Origin of the sequence: Halioxenophilus aromaticivorans (assembly GCF_042850945.1) — a bacterium.
In the GTDB taxonomy this organism is placed as follows: domain Bacteria; phylum Pseudomonadota; class Gammaproteobacteria; order Pseudomonadales; family Cellvibrionaceae; genus Halioxenophilus; species Halioxenophilus aromaticivorans.
The window spans coordinates 4,935,403-4,955,282 of the sequence record NZ_AP031496.1; the positions used below are offsets into that span (position 1 = coordinate 4,935,403).

At 51.6% G+C, this 19,880-nt stretch carries 17 protein-coding genes; 6 read left to right on the plus strand and 11 right to left on the minus strand.

Going from position 1 to position 19,880, the window contains the following annotated elements; genetic code table 11:
- Nucleotides 1-74: 74 nt before the first annotated feature.
- From ACGHM3_RS21060 to murJ, 7 genes are all read right to left on the minus strand, one after another.
- Nucleotides 75-545 (minus strand): type IV pilin protein, encoded by a 471-nt coding sequence (locus tag ACGHM3_RS21060; protein ID WP_345417049.1) that lies wholly within the window; start codon nucleotides 543-545, stop codon nucleotides 75-77.
- 134 nt (nucleotides 546-679) lie between these two features.
- Nucleotides 680-1,633, minus strand: a complete 954-nt coding sequence (gene ispH / locus ACGHM3_RS21065; RefSeq protein ID WP_345417051.1) for a 4-hydroxy-3-methylbut-2-enyl diphosphate reductase — start codon at nucleotides 1,631-1,633, stop codon at nucleotides 680-682.
- 6 nt (nucleotides 1,634-1,639) lie between these two features.
- On the minus strand, nucleotides 1,640-2,089 hold the full coding sequence (locus tag ACGHM3_RS21070; protein WP_345417054.1) for a peptidylprolyl isomerase: 450 nt from the start codon (nucleotides 2,087-2,089) through the stop codon (nucleotides 1,640-1,642).
- A gap of 28 nt (nucleotides 2,090-2,117) precedes the next feature.
- Nucleotides 2,118-2,633: a signal peptidase II gene (gene lspA / locus ACGHM3_RS21075; protein WP_345417057.1), complete on the minus strand. Its 516-nt coding sequence runs from the start codon at nucleotides 2,631-2,633 to the stop codon at nucleotides 2,118-2,120.
- Nucleotides 2,626-5,421 (minus strand): isoleucine--tRNA ligase, encoded by a 2,796-nt coding sequence (gene ileS / locus ACGHM3_RS21080; RefSeq protein WP_345417060.1) that lies wholly within the window; start codon nucleotides 5,419-5,421, stop codon nucleotides 2,626-2,628. The genes lspA and ileS overlap by 8 nt, the downstream gene beginning before the upstream one ends.
- Nucleotides 5,422-5,508: 87 nt before the next feature.
- Complete coding sequence (gene ribF / locus ACGHM3_RS21085) at nucleotides 5,509-6,462, minus strand: bifunctional riboflavin kinase/FAD synthetase (RefSeq protein ID WP_345417063.1); 954 nt, start codon at nucleotides 6,460-6,462, stop codon at nucleotides 5,509-5,511.
- Nucleotides 6,463-6,623: 161 nt separating this feature from the next.
- A complete protein-coding gene (murJ, locus tag ACGHM3_RS21090; RefSeq protein WP_345417067.1) occupies nucleotides 6,624-8,222 on the minus strand; it encodes a murein biosynthesis integral membrane protein MurJ in 1,599 nt (532 codons plus the stop codon).
- A 171-nt stretch (nucleotides 8,223-8,393) separates the two neighbouring features.
- Here murJ and ACGHM3_RS21095 point away from each other — a divergent pair, with 171 nt between their 5' ends.
- The 3 genes from ACGHM3_RS21095 to rpsT all read left to right on the plus strand — a co-directional run bounded on the left by ACGHM3_RS21095 (nucleotide 8,394) and on the right by rpsT (nucleotide 10,228).
- Complete coding sequence (locus tag ACGHM3_RS21095) at nucleotides 8,394-8,687, plus strand: YebG family protein (protein WP_345417070.1); 294 nt, start codon at nucleotides 8,394-8,396, stop codon at nucleotides 8,685-8,687.
- A 518-nt stretch (nucleotides 8,688-9,205) separates the two neighbouring features.
- Nucleotides 9,206-9,688 carry a hypothetical protein gene (locus tag ACGHM3_RS21100; protein WP_345417073.1) on the plus strand — a complete coding sequence of 161 codons (483 nt, stop codon included), beginning with the start codon at nucleotides 9,206-9,208 and terminating at the stop codon, nucleotides 9,686-9,688.
- Between the two features lie 273 nt (nucleotides 9,689-9,961).
- A complete protein-coding gene (rpsT, locus tag ACGHM3_RS21105) occupies nucleotides 9,962-10,228 on the plus strand; it encodes a 30S ribosomal protein S20 (RefSeq protein ID WP_345417076.1) in 267 nt (88 codons plus the stop codon).
- Between the two features lie 384 nt (nucleotides 10,229-10,612).
- On the opposite strand, the gene ACGHM3_RS21110 is transcribed toward rpsT, so the two are convergent.
- Nucleotides 10,613-12,964, minus strand: coding sequence for a hypothetical protein (locus tag ACGHM3_RS21110; protein WP_345417079.1), 2,352 nt, complete (start codon nucleotides 12,962-12,964; stop codon nucleotides 10,613-10,615).
- A gap of 238 nt (nucleotides 12,965-13,202) precedes the next feature.
- Between ACGHM3_RS21110 and ACGHM3_RS21115 the strand changes: the two genes are divergently transcribed.
- The gene (locus ACGHM3_RS21115) at nucleotides 13,203-13,685 is read left to right on the plus strand and encodes a MarR family transcriptional regulator (RefSeq protein ID WP_345417082.1); all 483 of its coding nucleotides are present in this window, start codon (nucleotides 13,203-13,205) and stop codon (nucleotides 13,683-13,685) included.
- A gap of 37 nt (nucleotides 13,686-13,722) precedes the next feature.
- On the opposite strand, the gene ACGHM3_RS21120 is transcribed toward ACGHM3_RS21115, so the two are convergent.
- The gene (locus tag ACGHM3_RS21120; protein WP_345417085.1) at nucleotides 13,723-14,475 is read right to left on the minus strand and encodes an SDR family NAD(P)-dependent oxidoreductase; all 753 of its coding nucleotides are present in this window, start codon (nucleotides 14,473-14,475) and stop codon (nucleotides 13,723-13,725) included.
- 161 nt (nucleotides 14,476-14,636) lie between these two features.
- Here ACGHM3_RS21120 and ACGHM3_RS21125 point away from each other — a divergent pair, with 161 nt between their 5' ends.
- Together ACGHM3_RS21125 and ACGHM3_RS21130 are read left to right on the plus strand one after the other, a co-directional pair.
- Nucleotides 14,637-15,467, plus strand: coding sequence for an enoyl-CoA hydratase family protein (locus ACGHM3_RS21125; RefSeq protein ID WP_345417088.1), 831 nt, complete (start codon nucleotides 14,637-14,639; stop codon nucleotides 15,465-15,467).
- Between the two features lie 23 nt (nucleotides 15,468-15,490).
- On the plus strand, nucleotides 15,491-15,889 hold the full coding sequence (locus ACGHM3_RS21130) for a RidA family protein (RefSeq protein WP_345417091.1): 399 nt from the start codon (nucleotides 15,491-15,493) through the stop codon (nucleotides 15,887-15,889).
- Nucleotides 15,890-15,936: 47 nt separating this feature from the next.
- On the opposite strand, the gene ACGHM3_RS21135 is transcribed toward ACGHM3_RS21130, so the two are convergent.
- A complete protein-coding gene (locus ACGHM3_RS21135; protein WP_345417094.1) occupies nucleotides 15,937-17,490 on the minus strand; it encodes an indolepyruvate oxidoreductase subunit beta family protein in 1,554 nt (517 codons plus the stop codon).
- Nucleotides 17,491-17,609: 119 nt separating this feature from the next.
- Nucleotides 17,610-19,859 carry an indolepyruvate ferredoxin oxidoreductase subunit alpha gene (locus ACGHM3_RS21140; protein WP_345417097.1) on the minus strand — a complete coding sequence of 750 codons (2,250 nt, stop codon included), beginning with the start codon at nucleotides 19,857-19,859 and terminating at the stop codon, nucleotides 17,610-17,612.
- Nucleotides 19,860-19,880: the final 21 nt, after the last annotated feature.

A 19,880-nucleotide genomic window follows, 5' to 3' on the forward strand; every position in this document is an offset into this window, starting at 1 on the left:
TTAGCGTAGACGATAATTTAACCAACGCAAATATTCGAACTCACGAGGTAATGACAAACCCTATGGCAATTGTCTTACGGGCAGGTTTTTTCCCAGCAGGTTTCTTTACTACCAAAGGCGTTATCGTCACCGTTGCGATCCCAACCCCTCTGGCCAGTAGAACGCAGTGCAATGACGCCATCTCCGGCCATGCGGCCGTCGCTTTTCGGCGTGGCAGTAATGGTGTAAGAGGTCGCCGTGGACACGGCGATTTTAAGATCGTACAGCTTTTTGCTGCCGTCCAAGGGGGCTTCAGTGGCAAAGATGGTTGGCGCCGCCGGTGAAGTCACCGCGGCTGTTTTGCCATCCGCCCCAATGTAGCTGCCGTTAGTCGTGTAGAAACGCTCCATGGTTTGAGCGAACACCACCAACGCACCCATGGCGTCTTGCCGATAGCCTTTTTCCACGTGGGAGAAATAACTTGGCATGGCCACGGCGGAGAGTATGGCCACGATGGCCACCACAATAACCAGCTCTATCAGAGTGAACCCGTGCTGTTTGCGCATAGTGAATCCTTGTGAGTATCGTTGCCTTGCCGGCACCACTTTGGCGGCAAAGCGTTGTTCATTCCCTAAACATAGGCCACAAAACTCGATTGCTCAACGCGCATATAAGCTCTGTGTGAGCCGAGCTTCACAAATTAAGCTTGGCGTTCTGGCCGCAACTCTACCGGTAGAGAAAAACGCACGTTTTCTGGCTCGCCGTCGATCTCCATTGGGTTATCGGCACCCAGCTGTCGCAACCGATCGACCACGCCTTGCACCAGCACCTCGGGCGCCGAAGCACCGGCGGTAACACCGATGGTACGTTTGCCATCAAACCAGGATTTTTCTAACGCCTGGGCGTCGTCTACCAAGTAGGCCTGGGCGCCGCAGCGTTCCGCCAACTCGCGCAGGCGATTGGAGTTGGAAGAATTAACCGAACCCACCACCAGCACCACATCGCACTCCAGAGCTAACTGCCGCACGGCATCCTGGCGGTTTTGGGTGGCATAGCAGATATCGTCTTTACGCGGGCCTTTGATGTTGGGGAATACCTTGCGTAAAGCATCAATGACAACCGATGTGTCATCCACCGACAAGGTGGTCTGGGTGACGTAGGCCAAGTTGTCCGGGTCTCGCACATTAGCGGCCAGCACATGCACGTCGTTTTCGTTTTCGACCAAATACATGTCGCCGCCGCGGCTGTGGTCGTACTGACCCATGGTGCCCTCTACCTCGGGGTGGCCGTGGTGGCCGATGAGTACACACTCCTGCCCCTGACGACTAAAACGCAAAACTTCCATATGCACCTTGGTTACCAGCGGGCAGGTAGCGTCAAATACTTTGAGGCTACGCTCTTTGGCTTCTTCTTGTACTGCCTTAGAAACACCGTGGGCGCTGAAGATAACCAGTGCGTCGTCGGGCACTTGATCTAATTCATCGACAAAAATAGCCCCGCGATCACGCAGCGTGTCCACCACAAATTTATTGTGCACCACCTCGTGCCGCACATAAATGGGGGCGCCGAACACGTCCAGCGCTCGGTTTACAATGTCGATAGCGCGATCTACGCCGGCACAAAAGCCCCGTGGGTTGGCTAATTTAATTTGCATCTTGCATCAGTGCGTGGTGACCGGCACCACGTCCAAAATTTCTACCTGAAAATGAATATCACGGCCAGACAGAGGGTGGTTGAAGTCCACAGCCACGGTTTGCTCATCAAAATGAGCGACCACACCGGGCATTTCTGAGTTTTGTGCATCGGCAAATGCCAGCATCAGGCCCTCGGCCATTTCAATGCTGGGGTCGAACTCGGAGCGTGGTATCTCTTGTATGTTCTCTGGGTTGCGCTGGCCAAAACCGTCTTCGGGTTTGATCAGCACAGTCGCTTTGGAGCCACTGCCCATACCAAAAATGGCGCGCTCAAAACCGTCCAATAAATTGCCGTCACCCACTTCAAAGGTGGCGGGCTTACCTTCAAAGGTAGAATCCACCACATCGCCGTTATCTAATTTAAGGGCGAAGTGCAAAGTGACTCGGGTGCCTGGCCCTATGGTTATTTCGCTCATAGTCGTCATCACTATCAATCTAAAGTGTTTACTTATCTAGAGTTTCTACCGCTTCTGCATTAGGCTGCGGCTTGCCGCGCAAGGCATCAGTCAGCAACATAATGGCGCCACCGCTGATCGCCATATCGGCGATATTAAATGCGGGCCAATAATAGGTTTGGTAGTGCACCACAATAAAATCCACCACATAGCCCAAAGTGGCTCGGTCGTATAGGTTGCCAACCGCGCCGCCCAGTACCAAAGCCAAAGCCAGTGGCTCCCAGGTTTTTTGCTTAGGGATACGCGCTAGCCAAATAATCAGACCAACACTCACCACCACTGCCAGCAGGCCTAGAAAGTATCGCTGCCAACCGCCGGCATCGCCTAAAAAGCTAAACGCTGCGCCGTAGTTATGCATTAGCGTAAAGTTAAAAAACGAGGTAAACACCACCGGAGTATGCATCTCCAAACTGCCACTCACCGCCATTTTACTGGCTTGATCTAACATGAAAACCACGATGGCCAGGGCATACCATAGCCATGTTTTACTGTGCAACTTAAGCATGGGCGCGGCTCTCACCTTCACCGGCGACATTGATTTGGCACCGGCCGCAGATCTCTGGGTGCTCGGTGGAGGTGCCCACGTCTTCTAGGACATGGTAGCAGCGCACGCACTTGTTGCCGGCGGCTTTAACAACCGCCACTTTGAGGTTGCTAATATCCGTGCCTACCGCGCTAGCACCAGCTTCGGCCAATGGCGCCACCGCAGCACCGGAGGTAATCAATACAAAGCGCAGCTCATCATCCAGCTGCTGCAGTTTGGCCAGCAAATCGCCGTCGGCATACAGTGTAACCGCTGCCGTCAATCCGCCACCCACAACGCCTTGGTTACGCTGATCTTCCAACACTTTATTAACGGCACTCTTAACGCCGGCCAGTGCTTGCCAGTATTCCATGTCGGCGCTCACAGAAGGCACGTCATAGTAATGGCTTAAAAACACCGATGACTCACGCGGTGCAGCAGGCAATGCCTGCCATATTTCATCGGCGGTAAACGACAGCACCGGGGCGATCCAACGCACCAGCGATTCCACAATAATGTGCATAGCGGTTTGCGCCGAGCGCCGAACCAGGCTGTCCGCCTGTGTTGTGTAGAGGCGATCTTTGATGATATCCAAATAGAAACCACCCAGCTCAACACTGCAAAAATTGTGCAGCTTTTGGTAGAACAGATGGAACTGATAATTATCGCAATCCGAACGCAGTTGTTCTTGTAACTGAGCGGTGCGGGCTACGGCCCAGGCATCCAAGCCCAGCAACTGACCCGCCGCAACACTGTGCTGCACTGGGTCGAAGTCAAATAAATTACCCAGTAAAAAGCGCGCCGTGTTGCGAATACGGCGATAGGAATCGGCACTGCGCTTAAGAATATCTTTGGACGCACTCATCTCACCGCTGAAGTCGGTACCGCAGGCCCACAGACGCAAAATATCGGCGCCCAGCTCGTTGAGGACCTCTTGTGGCGGCACGGCGTTATCACCGGACTTGGACAATTTTTTGCCCTGCTCATCCACCAAGAAGCCGTGGGTTAATACGGTTTTATAGGGCGGCGCGTTACGGATGGCCAAGCTGGTTTTTAAGGAGGACTGGAACCAGCCGCGATGCTGATCAGAGCCCTCTAAATACAAATCCGCGGGCACACTGAGGTTATCGCGCGCTTCTAACACCGCAAAATGCGACACGCCGGAGTCAAACCAAACGTCCAGAGTATCTGTTACTTTCACGTACTGATCTGCATCTTCTGCCAGCAGTGTGGCCGGGACTAAATCGAACCAGGCATCCATACCCTCGGCTTCTACTAGCTGGGCCACCTGCTCGATCAATGCCGGCGTGTTGGGATGCAGATCCTGCGACTCTTTGTGCACGAACAACGCGATGGGGGCACCCCAGGTGCGCTGCCGAGAGATACACCAATCGGGGCTGTTACCGAGCATGGATTCAATGCGAGCTTTACCCCAGCCCGGCACCCACTGCACTTGGTCAACGGACGCCATTACCTTATCTTGCAAACCGCTCTTGGTCAGGCTGATAAACCACTGCGGCGTGGCCCGAAAAATCAACGGTGTTTTTGTGCGCCAGCAATGGGGGTAGCTGTGGGTGATTTTTTCTTCCGCCAACAGCGCATTACGCTCGCGCAATACGGCCAGTATTTTTTCGTCAACTTTGTAAACGTGTTCGCCAGCAAAGAGCGGCACCTGCGCCCGGTATACGCCGGAGTCGTCTAAATAATTCAGCGTCTCTATGCCGTATTTGTTGGACACATTAAAGTCATCCACGCCGTGGTCCGGCGCGGTGTGCACACAACCGGTACCGGCATCGGTGGTAACGTGGTCGCCCAGGATTACCGGCACCTGGCGATCGTAGAACGGATGCTTTAATAGAGTATTTTCCAACTGCGCACCGGCAACGGTGGCCACAACTGCGACGTTTTCATAGCCACCGCGGGCAGCAACCGATGAAGCCAGGGCCTGAGCCACTATCAGATAATCGTCATCGGCCTTAACGAGCGCGTAATCCACGTTGGCATTGAGGCTCACTGCCTGGTTGGCGGGCAGCGTCCAAGGTGTTGTGGTCCAAATAACCACGCTGATGGATTCGGCGGGCTCGTCCGAGCCAAATAATGTTAAGCAGGCGGCGACGTCTACTACCGGAAATTTAACGTCTATGGCAAAGGAAGTTTTATCCTGGTATTCCACTTCGGCCTCGGCCAACGCAGAGCCCCCCACCACCGACCAGTACACGGGCTTGTAACCCTTTTGCAAATGGCCGTTTTCGATGATTTTACCCAGCGCGCGGATGATATCGGCTTCGTACTTTTTATCCATGGTGAGGTAGGGGTTGTCCCACTCACCGAGCACTCCCAAACGAATAAAATCTTTTTTCTGCCCTTCTACCTGCTTGGCGGCGTAGTCACGGCACTTTTGGCGGAAGGTTTTAAAATCCACCTTAACCCCGGCCTTGCCAACCTTCTTTTCCACCCGGTGCTCAATGGGCAAACCGTGGCAATCCCAACCGGGCACGTAGGGTGCATCAAAACCGCTGAGGGTTTTTGATTTAACGATAATGTCTTTTAAGATTTTATTTACCGCATGGCCCAGGTGAATATCGCCGTTGGCGTAGGGCGGGCCATCGTGCAGGATGAAAGTTTTTTGACCGGCACGGGCTTGGCGTATTTGTTGGTACAAATTTTCACTCTGCCATTTTTTCACAAAACCTGGCTCACGCTGGGCTAGGTTTGCCTTCATGGCAAAGCTGGTGGACGGTAAATTAAGAGTCGATTTGTAATCTGTCATAACGTCTGATGGTATCTGTCGGCCGCGACCGAACAATTAAAAAATAAAATGGATTCTTGGGCTGCTCTGGCAAGTTAAACGCTGGCCTTAGACAATGCCCTGGAAGTAATCTCGAGTGCTCTGCACATCCATTTGAATTTGTTGTTTTAGCTCGTCGAGCGAGGCAAATTTTTTCTCGGAGCGCAGTTTGTGGCAAAACTCTACGGTGAGTAACTGGCCATAAATGGTGTCGTTGAAATCCAGCAAGTGAACCTCTAAAACGACCTTATCATTACCATTTACCGTGGGCCGTAAGCCAATGTTGGCCGCACCAACTAGGTTGGGGTAATTGGGCAAACTGGCCCGTACGGCATACACCCCTTGCAAGGGCGAACGGAATCGATGTAGCTTGACGTTGGCCGTAGGCAAGCCCAATTGCCGACCCAGTTGCTTGCCGTATTCAACGTGGCCGGTAATGGTATAGGGCTTACCCAGTAGCTGGCTGGCCAGCGTAAAGTCGCCATCGGCCAAACACTGCCGAATTCGCGTACTGCTGACTCGCTCACCGTTAATTGTAAAGGTATCGGTGCTGCACACCTCAAAGCCACTGGCCCCGCCGTGAGCCAACAACAATTCAAAGTCGCCCTGGCGGTCGCTGCCAAAGCGAAAATCATCACCCACCACTAGGTGCCGCACGCCGAGCTTGTGCACCAACACCTGCTCCACAAACTCATCTGCTGTAAGGCTGGCAAGTGTATGGTTAAAGCGCAGGCAGCATACCCGGTCTATGCCTGCAGCAAACAGAGCCTGTATCTTCTCCCTAAACCGCATCAGCCGAGCCGGGGCTTTGTCTGGTACCAGAAACTCCAGAGGTTGTGGCTCAAAGATCATGGCAACCGACGGTAAATTCAGTGCCGCAGCCTGAGCCTGCACCTGCTGCAATACCTGCTGATGGCCCAAATGCACTCCATCAAAAGAGCCCACAGTGAGCACGCAGCCGTGGTGACGAGCCTTAATATTATGCAGCCCGTAAATTAACTCTTGCTGATTAGGTGAAACCACAGAAATGCCCGGCAAACTCAACTGATGATTAAAAGCGGGCGATTATACCCCAAAGCCCGCCATACTGTGCGCTTTTTGCCAACCAATCCAACAGTGCAAGCCGTTGCATCAGCGCGTATGACAAATAACGCTTTTAATTTTGATAACGCCATAGGCGGCCATTAACTGCTCGGGCGCAGATGACGAGCCCGGAACCCGGTAAGCACCAGGCCTACTAGGTAGCCAGTAAAGCCCAGCCCACACACAGCTACCAACTGCCAAACTCGCTGCCAGGTGCTCTTGATAGACCAATCTCCCCAAAACACCAACATGGCCAGCAGTATCGCGCACATCAGCGCGTTGCTCACCACCTGCTGCACGGCAACCCGCCACCAACCCGACTGGGGAGTATAGATGCCTGCGGAGCGCAACCCTCGCAATAGCAGCCATGCGTTTAAAAACGCCGAGGCGGCCGTAGCCAGGGCCAGCCCCATATGCCCCAGGTTGAACCAAAAATACAGTGGTGCCACAAAAATCACGTTAAGCACCATATTGGCCACCATAGCCACAACACCGATCTTTACCGGTGTTTTGGTGTCCTGGCGGGCGTAGAAACCCGGCGCCAGCACCTTAATCAGCATAAACGCCACTAAGCCTAGAGCGTAAGCACGCAGGCTAAAGCTGGCCATGGCGATATCGTGGGCGGAGGTTTTGCCGTACTGGAACAAGGTCGTCAAAATAGGCTCGGCCACCACTACTAGGGCCAACGCCGCCGGCACCGCGATTAATATGATGGTGCGCAGGGCCCAATCCAAGGTTTGGCTGAACTTCTCTGGCGCTTGCTGGGCATGCAAACGCGAAAGCTTAGGCAGAATCACCGTGCCGATAGCCACCGCAAACACGCCTAAAGGCAGTTCTGACAAGCGATCCGAGTAGTACAACCAGGATACACTGCCGGTGGGCAATAGAGAGGCCAAAACCGTATCCAACAACAGGTTAATTTGGCTAACCGAGACGCCAAAAATGGCCGGCAACATCAATTTGAAAATCTTGCGTACCCCGGGGTGCCGATGATCCAAGCTGGGCTTTGGCAGGAGGCTTAAACGCGCCAGAAACGGCAGCTGAAACACCATTTGCACCACTCCCGCCAAAAATACCCCCCAAGCCAGGGCATACGCCGGCTGGGCCATGGAAGGTGCCACGGCCACAGCCGCGGTAATCAATACCACATTAAGCCAAACAGGCGTTAAGGCCGGCACGGCGAATCGGTCGTAGCTGTTTAGGATGCCACCGGCAAACCCCGTTAAAGATATAAGCAGCAAATACGGAAAGGTGATGCGCAGCAAATCCGCCACCAAGCCAAACTTCACCGGATCGGCCGTATAGCCCGGCGCAAAGACGAAGGCCACCACGGGAGAAAACGCCACCGCTAGCAGCGTAAACGCCAACAAACTCAGGCCCAATACACCAGCCACGTTGTTGATCAACAACTGCACTGCGGCGTGGCTTCCCTGGGACCGATACTCACTTAACACTGGCACAAAGGCCTGGGAGAAGGCGCCCTCGGCAAACAGCCGGCGAAAGAAATTGGGAATCTTAAAAGCGATATAAAAGGCATCCGCCGACGCCTCGGCTCCTAAATAGCGGGCAAAACACACATCCCGCACTAAGCCCAATATGCGAGACATAAACGTCATCACGCCAACCAGCGAACTGGCGCGCAGCAAGCCTCTTTCGCGTTTGGGCCGCTCCTGCTGGCTGTATTTATCCTGTTCCTTCATGCTGCTCTCTCTAGGCCTTTAGTGGAGCTCCATTTGTGCGCGCAAGGTAGCGCTTTCGCAAGCAAACCACAACTGGCACACTCAGCTTTCAGCCAATGCCGCTGCCATCGCCCTTGACCTCCTCAGCAAAACCCAATACTGTACACACATACAGTTTATGAGGAATGACTTATGGCAGTTGTAGCGGTTTGGAAATGCGATAGAGATGGCACTATGTTTGACAACAAAAAAGACGCCGAAGAACACGACAATATGCTTGAGCTCGCGGCTAATATTACCAGCCTGCTGGAACAAGCCGTACCAGAACTCAGCGAAGATCTCGGCGAGGCCGTGGGCTTAGTGTTGGCACAAAAGCGTGATGTATTGGCCAAAGCCTGTAAAGGTAAACCCAGCCTTCTACTAGAAGAAATGGTAGCCCCCAGCGATAGCAACGTTAGCGATATCCAAAAAGCCGGCAACGCTTGACTGAGGCCTACCGACTTTCTCCCCAGGCCAAAAGGGGCAGCCAGCTGCCCCTTACCCTCCACCAACCGTCAAGCCAATAAACTTTATAATCGCTAAAGCCTCATCGACGCCCCCTTTAACCAAGCCAGGCCCTGGCCCGCTACCACCTATTCGCTGCCGCTTCTTGCTACCTCACTTCCAGAGATGGCCACTCCAGGGCCACATGCAAATCCGCGTTGGGCATAAGCGGGGTTAACCTAAAGTTGAATGCCCAATTAACGCCTCATTCAGCTGTAAACCGTTAAAACGTACAACGCTGATAAAGATATACGCGCCGCCGCCGATGCACCGAGTAAGGCCTGAGGCGCCAATCCATGAGCACAAATGAGTGTTCAAAGTTATGTAAATTCCCTAATCGGCGTTCCAAATAGCAACTTTCTCGCTTGAGCTATTCTTTTTCGCTGGTAGAATCTATGAACTGCGTCACGGATGAAATCATACGCACTTCACAATTCTCCCTACATGGAAGAGGAATTACCATGCAAGCGAATTACCAACTCATGTCGAGTTTCCAACAGCAGCAAGGACTCATGGCTAGCTATCGCATTGTATTCAAAGGAGAAATACTCCCCGGCAAGCGTAAAGACATCGTTATGCTGGACTTTGCCGAGCGCTTTAAAGTCCCTACAGGTGATCAGCTTAAGGCGCTGTTTTCTGGCGAGCTCAAAGTGCTAAAGAAAGGCATTGATGAGAACACCGCCATCCGATTCGTCAAAGCGCTGGAGTCCATCGGCGTCAAGGCCAAGCGAGAGATCGAGGTGCCTGAAGTAAGTTCACACCTGGAGCTCACCGATAACTTCTTTGATACCACGCCGGTAGCGGCACCACAGCCGCACACTCTGCCCGAGCACTACCCTCAGCGCCTTAGCGAGAAGCTGGAGCTAGCCCGGGGCAAATCAAAGAAAACCGTATCGCCGGTTAACACCCGTCGCGGCCGGCCTACACCGCCGTTTTCCAAGTAGCCGTTTTCCAAAGCGTTGGTTTCCGAGCACCCAGTTGCAAGGGGTGCAGGCTACTAGTTCAGGCTACTAGTTAAAGCCACGCCAAAGTAAGCCCTGACAAAGTAAAGCGAAGTCAGGGCCAACAGCGATCAGAGTCAACATCGAGAAGAGACAAACACATTAATAGAGCCACGGCTCACTCGTTGTGTTTTTTTCATTCGATTGTTGACATGGCGATAAAAACACGCATAATGCTGCGTCCTTAAACTTGAGCCCATATAAAGGAGCAACACGGTGGCAAACTCACCCCAAGCGAGAAAGCGCGCCCGTCAAAACGACAAAGCTCGCCATCACAACGCCAGCCTGCGCTCAATGGTCCGTACTTACATCAAAAAAGTGAATGCAGCCATTGCCGCCGGTGACGTCGAATCAGCCAAAGCAGCCTATACTGCGGCAGTGCCCGTAATTGATCGAATAGCCGACAAAGGCATTATTCACAAGAACAAAGCCGCACGCCACAAGAGCCGCTTAAACGCCCAAATCAAAGCGCTTGCCGCTTAATTTGAGCTTCGGCTAAGAAACCGCGCACTGCGCGGTTTTTTTATGCCTGCCCAAATCCGGAAGCGGCTCATCTAGCGCTACACGCCGCCGACAGCTATCCCCAGACGTCCTCGCCCACATCAGCCACATCTCCGCCCTCACTAGCCCTAGCGGCAAGCAGGCCTTAGCACGCGCGCGCCACAACGAAAACCAGGCAACACCGGCTGGAAGCCCAGGCGAAAAAAAGCCGGCACAAGGCCGGCTAAGCGAGACACACGAATACAAATGATGCACTGCTAATTAAGCTGCTGCTTTAAGCACCCTGGCAATTACCGGTAGGGCTTTATAATTTCCAACCTATAATTTGCCTGTACTCAATATTTACACAGCCAGCGCACTTAAGCCCTATTTAATGGGAGCATGGCTACGGGCCTTAGCTTTTACCTGCAATTCCTGAGTGGCCTGCCGAGATTTGCGCAACTCCCTGTACGCCTGCTGCTTGCCGGATAGGTACTGTGGCTCCCAGGCTTGATCATCCTCTACGCCATAACTGGCGGCGCTTTGACGAGTAAAGTACGGATTCCAAAGATGCGGCCTACCCACGGCCACCAAATCAGCACGACGTGTGTGTAGAATCGTGTTTATCTGTGCCGCATCCGTGACGTTGCCTACAGTCATGGTGGCAATTTTGGGCACGTTGCGTATGGCTTCAGAAAACTGCACCTGAAACATACGCCCATAGATCGGCTTTTGGCCCGGGTCTGTCTGCCCAGCGGATACATCGATCAAATCACAGCCGGCAGATTGGAAAGCCTCTGCAATGGCAAAGGTATCCTCTTCTGTTATCCCCTGCTCCATCCAATCACAGGCAGATATCCTAACGGACATAGGTTTGTGCTCCGGCCAGCAACGTCGCATTGCCTCAAATACGGCTAAGGGAAAGCGCAGGCGATTTTCGATTGCGCCTCCGTATTGGTCCGACCTCTGGTTTGTAATGGGCGACAAAAACGAGCCGAATAGATAGCCGTGCGCACAGTGCAGTTCCAACATATCAAAACCGACACTTTCGGCCCGCTCAGCGGCGGCAGCAAATTCATCAATAATGCGCTGCATACCCTGTTCATCCAGCTCTGTAGGCACCTGGGAAATGCCATCGAACCAAGGTAGAGGGGAAGCGGACACCAACGGCCAATTCTGCTGTGCATCGGCGATTGGGTAATCTGCTTTTTGCCAGCCTTTCTGTGTAGAACCTTTGCGGCCAGCATGGCCAAGCTGGAGGCAGATTTTAGTATCTGTGTATTGGTGAACAAAATCTACGATGCGCTGCCATTGCTGGGCATGGTCATGGGTCCAAAAACCCGGGCAACCCTGGGTAATTCGAGCATCGGGGGAAGGACAAGTCATTTCAGTTACCACCATTCCCATTCCACCTTTAGCATGGCCGGCGTAATGCACATAATGCCACTCACTGAGGTTGCCGTTGTCATCCGCGGCATACTGAGCCATGGGCGACATTACCACGCGGTTACGCAATTCCAGATCACGCAATTTGAAACGGGTGAACATTGGCGTGGGCCGGGAGTCTCGGTAGTCGTAACCGGTTTGCTCGAAATAACGCTGGTACCAAGCAGTATCTGCGGCGTCTACAAAACTCGGATCTCGCAACATTAGATTGTCGTAGGTAACGGACTTGGCTCGGCACATAACGACCATGGCAAATTGCATGGCGTCCATATCCCACGACCGTTCCATATGTTCAAACCAAGCTAAAGACACATCGGCGTTGTGTTGAACAATTTGCACCGGCGCCCTACGCGCCGCATCATAGGCTTCAAAAGCCTTGTCGACACTGCGCTCGCCATGGGCCACCACGGCATCGTGAAAACTAATAGCGCACTCCATCGCCAACTTGGTACCCGAGCCAATAGAAAAATGCGCCGAGGCCTTAGCATCACCTAAAATAGCGATGTTTTTATAGAACCATTGGTTACAGAAAATCCGCGGGAATTGTCGCCACATGGAACGATTTAAAATCAATCCGTGCCCTTGTAACTCATCTGCAAAAATGACTTCTAATTTGGATTTAGAGCCTGCCTCATCCTGAACTTCAAAGCCATGCTTTTGCCAGCAGTCGTCGGACATTTCAAATACCCAGGTCGACTTATCAGCCTCGTACTGGTAAGTGTGCGCACAAATCAGACCATGCTCTGTCTCTTTAAAGAAATAGGTGAAATCTGCCAACGGACGAGTGGAGCCCATCCAACAGAAACGGTTAGATTTATGCTCAGTGGTCGGCTGAAAATGATCTGCGTAGTGGTCGCGGATAGCCGAGCCAATGCCATCGGCTGACAATATAATGTCAGAGTCGGCGAATCGGGTTTCTAAAACTTCTGGCTCAATACGCTGATCAAAGTGAAGCCCGACACCAAGGTCATGACAGCGGTCCTGCAGTAATTGCAACAATCGAATCCGAGAAATGCCACAAAATCCATTACCACTGCAACGGACATCCTGATCTTTACGATGAATTACAATATCGTCCCAGTAAGAAAATTGTTGAGTTAAATGTTGATAGGACTCGGGGTCTCGAGACAGAAACTCTTGCAGAGTTTCGTCCGAAAAAACTACGCCAAAACCAAAGGTATCGTCGGCCTTGTTTTGCTCGTAGACATCTATCTGCCACGAGGGCTTGGCCTTTTTGGTTAACAATGCGAAGTATAATCCTCCCGGACCACCACCAATGATCGTAATTTTCATAAGTAACCTGTTAAGCGATTAATACCGCACCCACGGTGCTGTATGAGTGAGGCGCAAAAACTGAAGACAAGGGGCGAGCGCCAAAGAAACGCGCCACCATACAAACACCGTACAATATTTTATATTACACGTAAACTATTAATCTGTAATTTATTGCAGCTTTTCGAAGAGATCTATTCTGCTCTGCTTTGAAGTTGGCTTATAATGCGCGTCACAAAAGCCCAAGGACCTAAAAATAATGGCCAGCAACCAGCCCCCAAAAAACCCAGCACTCGACCAAGCGGCTCAATCGTCCTACCTAAAGCTTTGGTTAGAACTGGCAAGAACCTCGAAAACCATCGAGCAGCAAATGGAAGAGCGACTACAAACGGAGTTTAACCAAAGCTTTGCCCGGTTCGACGTACTATCTCAACTTGAAAGGTTTGATCCCGAGCGGCTACCCATGGGCGTTTTGGCAGGCAATCTGTTAGCGAGCAAAGGCAACATAACTCGCCTGATAGACAGAATGATTAAAGATGAATTGATCGACCGCAAACCGTCACCGCAAGACCGACGGATAATACAAGTGGGCTTTACCAACCAAGGCCGTCAGCTTTTTAAAAAAATGGCACAGGCCCATGCCCAGTGGTCATCGGAGATTCTCGGCGGCATCACCAAGAAAGACGCGGACCGAATGTTGAAAATGCTGAGAACCTTGCAGGCAACCTCGGATATAGATTAAGCCCACCTCGTCCGCGATCCCCAACCGCTGGGTTGATCTACATTATTTCGCCACCCGCTACCACAATAGCCTGCCCTGTCATGGACTCGGCACCGGACCATAACCATGCGACGGTGTCCGCCACTTCCTCAGGTTGAATCAAACGCTTTTGCGGCGACCACTTGGCCAGTTCGGCCAGCGCTTGATCTTCGGTTCTACCGGTTTTTTTCACGATATTGTCAATTGCCTGTCGCGTCAGTTCTGTATCGGCAAAGCCTGGGCAAACCGCATTAACGGTAATGCCAGTAAGGGCCAACTCTAGAGCCAACGATTTGGTCATGCCCACAACGCCATGCTTAGCTGCAGTATAAGCTGCCACGTATTCGTAACCCTTAAGCCCAGAAGTACTGGCGATAGTGATAATTCTGCCCCAGCCCAATGATTTCATATCGGCCAGCGATTCTCTGGTACAAAAAAAAGGGCCGTTTAGATTTACCGCCAACATTTGCTGCCACAGCTCATCGGTGGTTTTACCAAAAGTAGCGGTCTTAGCCTGCCCGGCGTTATTGACCAACCCTGAAATTAAACCAAAATTTTCACGCGCAGTTGCGAAGGCTCGCTGCACGCTATCGCTGTCAGTTACATCCGCAGTTACGGCCCGAGCCCGCGGTAATTCCTCAGCCAGCGCCTCTAAGGGCGCGAGTGTCCGGCCCATTAAACTTAAACTGACACCCTCTTTTGCCAGGCGCCGGGCGATGGCAGCACCAATACCTCGGCCAGCACCAGTAATTACTATGTGTTTCTCAGTCATATTTGCCTCAAATTAAGCCATTGCATCGCTGCGGGCGTAGCACGAACATTACCAATACTCTGCCTCGCAACATTTATATTACACGTAAACTATTTGCCTGTCACAGGTTAATCCATTACAGTGATAGCCATCATTTTTATATCGCTAAATAAGGATTCTTCATGCACGCCTGCGGACCAGGAATAAATGCGGCCACGTATAAACCTACTCATTTCCTTTGGGGCTTTGAAAATCATACGGCTACTATTACGCTGAACCAACCTAGCCGAAAAAACCCCCTAACCTTCGAAAGCTACGCTGAACTTAGAGACTGTTTTCGCGCCCTAGCTTACACACCAGAGGTTATGGCCGTTGTATTGGCAGGCGCCGGAGATAATTTTTGTTCCGGTGGAGATGTGCACGACATAATAGGCCCCCTAACCAAAATGTCCATGCCACAACTATTGGACTTTACCCGCATGACCGGAGACCTGGTAAAGGCGATTCGCCACTGCCCTCAGCCCATAATAGCCGCAGTTACTGGCGTATGCGCCGGGGCCGGGGCCATACTTGCTATGGCCGCGGATTATCGTATCTCCGCGACTGACAGTAAAACAGGGTTTTTATTTACCCGAGTAGGACTCGCCGGTTGCGATATGGGCGCTTGCGCCATGCTACCTAGAATTATCGGCCAAGGCCGCGCCAGTGATCTTTTATTCACAGGCCGAATGATGTCTGCAGAAGAAGGCTTGCAGTGGGGATTTTATAATGAGCTTGGCAGCGCCACTGAGGTTATGGACAAGGCAAAAGCCTACGCCACAAAGCTGGTATCCGGGCCAACTTTTGCCCACGGTTTAACAAAAATGATGCTGCATCAAGAGTGGAATATGAGCATTGACCAAGCCATTGAGTCAGAAGCTCAGGCACAGGCCATTTGCATGAAAACGGAAGACTTTAATCGCGCTTACCAGGCATTTACCCAACGAGAAAAACCGGACTTCAAAGGCAATTAATTGCCAAACAGCAGGATATCACTATGCAATTTTTACAACCAGAAAACTGGCCGAAACCGAAAGGCTACAGCAATGGAATCGTGGCACAAGGTAAAACCATTTTTATCGGTGGGCAAATAGGCTGGGATGAAAACGAAGAGTTCCAAAGCGATGACTTTGTCGAACAGGTGCGTCAAACATTAACGAACACGCTTTCGGTTCTTGCCACTGCAGACGCAAGGCCGGAGCATATCACACGCATGACATGGTACATCACAGACAAACAAGAGTATTTGCAGTCGCTCAAGGCATTGGGACAAGTATACCGAGAGCTTGTAGGACGCCATTATCCAGTAATGGCCATGGTGCAGGTGGTCGCTTTAATGGAGGACCGGGCCAAGGTCGAAATTGAAACTACTGCGGTTTTACCAGACGAAAATTAAAACCAGGAACCGGCCCAATGCCTTTGGGCCCGCTCCTTCAATCTGTATCAAGCCACGCGCACCTGGTCACTATCCGCCTCGGCCAAACCCATCTCCACCGTTTTAACAACCGCCGCAAAGGTTTTATCTGACTCTGCATCTCGTGCAGTTCGCAACAAGGATTCTACCGTCACCCGGCCTATGCCAGGATGACGCTCAACCAATTCTATGATTGTACGATACCTATTGCTGCCTCGCTCGTGGCTATCCCCATAACCTTTAATCAAATTTGGAAGCTTTGCTAAAACCAAGGCTAAATTCGGATTTTCTGTAGCTTTAACTGCAACTAGCTGCATCCAATGCTCTATGTTGTCCTCTTCCCGCTGAAAACGAACACTTAAGGGGCGCAACCAAGTTAAACTCGCTATCCCCCAGAGGAAGCAGTATCCCATAACCGTTCCACTGTGCACTTTTTTCCCCTGGCAAAAGCGGTTATCAATAAACTTACGCAACCAACTGGTTTTGGCGACAACACGCGCGAATGAAGGTGGCAGGGTATCGCAAATCTCTTCAATTCTTGGGTGAAGGTATTCCACCGGATAAACGAGCTGCCCTGCCTGTGCCTTAACCTCGGTTCGAATATCATTGAAATGACGCTTACCGATTTTTTGCCTAGCGACTTGGATCGTATCTTGAAAACACATCCAAAGGGCCAGCTGCTTAGCACAACTCGAAAGCAATTCAGCGCCCGCATATTCGCTTTCGCTAATTCGTAAAGATAGTAAGCGGTCAAGATATTTGTTGGCGTACGCGACGTCTTGATAATCTGCTACCTGTTTAACGCCTTCCCACACCCAAGGCTGGCTGGCTTCAGGGAAGTCCGATTTTATACGATCCAGCAGTTTTTGCCCGGCAACGCTATTAATTTGGCTCGGTAGATGTGGCGCCACAGCTACGCCATCATGCGGATAATCACATTCTTTACGTGAGGCACGCTCATAGGCAACCGAGAAAGCTAACAAGTTTGTGTCTACGGCCACCCCCTGAGCTTTAATTGCCGCCTCAAATGCCTCCCTGGTAAAGGGTAGGCAGCCACTGCCGGCAACAGCCCCTAGCAGTACTGAACTGATAACCGACCGACACTCCTTTGCGATACTTTCCATATCAAAGGCGATACACCTTTTAGCTCTAGAATGACAGGCTTCAATCAAGCCGGCACTATCAACCCGACCATTACCCGGAGCACTTTTTTCTATAACCGTGTATGAGCGATGGGTAGTGGCGATTAACGTGGTTTTATCTTCGCTAACAAAACCTCTTTGAATGGATCGCCCGGCCTCCACCAGCTCTGCCGCGATCAGCACATCAATGTTACCCGGTGTTGGGGACAAGCCTAAGACTGGCGGCCTGTCAGCACTGGCAATATCGGACTTAGCAAATATCTCCAGGTAGTAAATGGTCGCACCTGTGCGTTGTGCAACACCCGGCACAGAGGTTGACTGGGCAACGTAACCGTTATGCTCGGCCACGTATCGCAGCCAATTAGATAACACCCCACCACCTTGACCACCCATAGCCGATATAGCGATTGTGATCGGTTGAATAGACGATTTACTTTGCATTAAAAACTCTTGGTCATTTGATTCGCAGATTCCATTCAGAGCTGCGCTATTTCGTAGAAAATTATCTGTAAATTATCGCCAGCTACCAACACTATACTGACTAGAACATACGACAGCGGCTATAACTCACCAAAAACAAGGCTACGTTCGTGGCGATTTTGCAGAAAGCCAATCACCTTTTGGCGTAAACCAGCGAGCCATTGATCCCAGCGTGTTGGGTTACTAACGATGACCGTTTTAGTAAACGAGGGGCATAACACTGCGGTATGAGCATTTTCGCCACAAAGACCACAACCGACACAATCGTTGTCAACGTAAGCAACAGGGTCTTCTTTTAACGGATTGGGATTATCGGTAATGGTTAAAGATGGGCAGCCGGATAGCCGAACGCACGCATGATCACCAGTACAGGTATGCCCGTCGACATAAAAACGCTCTCGCTCAACACGCTGGCCGAGCTTAAGTTTTTGTTTGGTGGCAGCTTTTTCCCGGCGCTGCTTATTGAGCATACACTCGTTACGCGCGACGATCACCTTAGGCCCTGGCTTATCCGTGGTCATTGCCTCGGCGAGAGTGCGTTTAACGGTACCCACGTCGTAGGTGTCTACCGTTTTAACCCAGTCTACGCCTACACCTTTAACCGCTGACTCGATTGCGTGGTTGGTGGAGCGGTGTTCTAGCTCTGCGTGGGACGATAAAATATCCTGCCCACCAGTGGCGGCAGAATAATTGTTATCAACAATAATGACGACCTCATCACTGCGATTAAACACAGCGTTTGCGATGCCACTGGTTAGGCCATTGTGCCAAAACCCACCATCTCCCAACACCGAAATACTGCGCTTGTGACCCGAGACATTAAAGGCCGAGCCACCGGCAGCGCCTAAGCCGTAGCCCATGGTAGAGTTGCCAATATTAAAGGGCGGTAATATCGAAAATAAATGGCAGCCGATATCACAACTTACATGTAAATCACCCAGCTCTTTCTGAACTTGCTTCATCGCACTGAAAATTGGCCGCTCCGGGCACCCCACGCAAAAACCAGCGGGCCGAGGTGGTACGTCTACCGGTAATTGTTTCACCGGGATTAATTGAGCTCCAGCTTCGGCGCCATTGCCTGCAGGCGCGTAGTCAGTAGCAGGATTAAATACCCCTACTGCGGAGGTACTATTGCCTTGATCGCCGGGTAAACCACGCCATGGATCTATCGCGTTACTCTCTTGTGCACTTACTCCCGGCTGCGCCTCGACGGCGGCCAGAAATTTCTCTAGCCCAGCCTTAATAGCGCCGCTGTCGTATTCACCAAACGAGGGTAGAACATTCTTGCCGTAAACCGGTGTTTGCACGTCCGCCGTACGCAAAATATAGCCAACCGCCTGCTCAATATAATTAGGCTGGCCTTCCTCAATCATGAGAACTGCGGTTTTACCCACACAGAACTCGATTATCTCGTCATCTATATAGGGATAGGCAACGTTCATAACATAGATCGGGAAGCGACAATCACCGAATGCATTGGCTAACCCAAGTATGTTTAAAGCTCTAATCGTCGAGTTGTACAACCCGCCCGGAACAATCAGGCCGATACTACTATCTTCACCTGCGAAAAATTCGTTCAGCTTATGTTCTTTAATGAAGGCTTGCGCCTTAGGTAATCGACGCTCAACCTTTTCTTTTTCGTGTAGAAAGTTTGCCGGCGGCAATACAATCCTATCCGTATCGCGTACCGGGTTTTCTTTTGCTTGCCCCACCGTCATTACGGGCCGCACATTGTCTTTGGTGACGAATGAGCCATGAACATGGCATGCTCGAATTCTTAACTGCAGCATTACCGGTGTATTACTGGCCTCGGATAGCTCAAAACCGTGTGACACCGCATCGGTGATGGAAGGCAGGTTCGGCCTTGGGTCCAACAGCCACATTTGAGATTTCATGGCAAACGCATGGGAGCGCTCTTGCATGATACTTGAGCCCTCACCGTAGTCTTCTCCCACCACTATCAAGGCTCCGCCAGTCACGCCACCGGACGCTAAATTTGCCAATGCATCGGAGGCGACATTGGTACCAACGGTCGACTTCCAAGCAACAGCGCCGCGTAGCGGATAATTAACGGAAGCGGCTAACATAGCGGCTGCGGTGGCTTCACTACCGTTAGATTCAAAATGGACACCCAATTCCTCCAGCAGATCTCGGGCGTCGTTTAGCACGTCCATTAGATGGGAAATGGGTGAACCTTGGTAACCACCTACATAGGCCACACCGGATTGCAACAGGGCCTTAGTAACACCCAAAATACCCTCGACGTGAAGTTCATGGCCTGCGGGCTTGCGAAGCAGCTCAACTTCCTTTTTAAACGACCTTTCAGCCATGTGCTATTACCTACTGTGTGT